The organism is Shewanella sp. ECSMB14101 (assembly GCF_000773485.1).
Taxonomy (GTDB): Bacteria; Pseudomonadota; Gammaproteobacteria; order Enterobacterales; family Shewanellaceae; genus Shewanella; species Shewanella marisflavi.
In genome coordinates this window covers 1-1,018 of sequence record NZ_JSFF01000069.1, presented here as the reverse complement: position 1 = coordinate 1,018, position 1,018 = coordinate 1, and the positions used below count along the sequence as shown (strand labels likewise).

Sequence of the window (1,018 nt, the reverse complement as noted above, 5' to 3'; positions counted from 1 at the left end):
TATATGGACACCTCGATAGATTCAATAGCTAATTTGTTAGTAACAAAAGATATTACTGCGTCCGTATATCCGACCTGTTTATGAGCAATTAGAGGCTCTGGCCTTAATGAGAACCGCGCCTCTACGCCTTAACCGTCCCTCCGAACTCTTAGGTTCATGGACTCTCTCAGGTGTTGTAGAGGCCGGTATTACCTGTTGTTACATTACTTTTTAGCAGTACATGGTTTGTTTTACTTACAGGTCAAACCGCTCTGAACTCCGTTTTCTTAAATAGAATAGCCCAAACAATTCTTGCTAACTTGTTAGCCAGTGCGACTGCAGACTTGTGACTGCCTCGCCGTTCGATAAGCGTTTTAACCCAAACAGACAGCCTGTCTTGCGCTGTTTTACAGTGTCTTATAATCGACCAAGCACATTGAATAAGTAGCTTCCTGAGGTAACGGTTACCTCGCTTCGTTATCCCGCCAAGACTCTGCTTTCCACCGCTTGAATGCTCTTTTGGCACTAAGCCAATGTTTGCTGAAAAATGTCTACCGTTTTTGTAGGACGAACCATTACCTGCAAACGAGACTACGGCTGTTGCCGTAATTTCTCCTATTCCCTTTATTTGCATTAGTAGTTTAGCTCCTTCGGAAGCCTGGGCCTGCTGTTTGATATCCTTTTCTGATGACTTTATGGCTTCATCAATCGCGCTCCACTCTTGGTGTAGCAGAGTAAAGTGGACTCGAGCTCTTTCGGTTAATTCATTTTCTGCATCTTCAATTAAGTCAGGTAATGCTGCTTTAAGGCTTTCTTTGCCTTGAGCAATAACGATACCATACTCATTTAGCAGGCCTCTGATTTGATTAATCAATGTTGTTCTGGCATCGACCTGCCTTTCTCTGATTCGATGCGCCAACATCATATCAACCTGCTCTAACGTTCTAGGCTCTACAAATTGAATATTAGGTCTATGCGCTGCTTCACAAATAGCGAAGGCATCATTACGGTCGTTTTTATTACCTTTGACAAAAGGCTT

General features: G+C 43.0%; 1 protein-coding gene. It reads right to left on the bottom strand.

Annotation, left to right across the window (positions count from 1 at the left end):
* Positions 1-241: 241 nt before the first annotated feature.
* On the bottom strand, positions 242-1,018 hold a 777-nt coding region (locus NY07_RS18800), incomplete at its 5' end, for an IS110 family transposase (protein ID WP_033540885.1).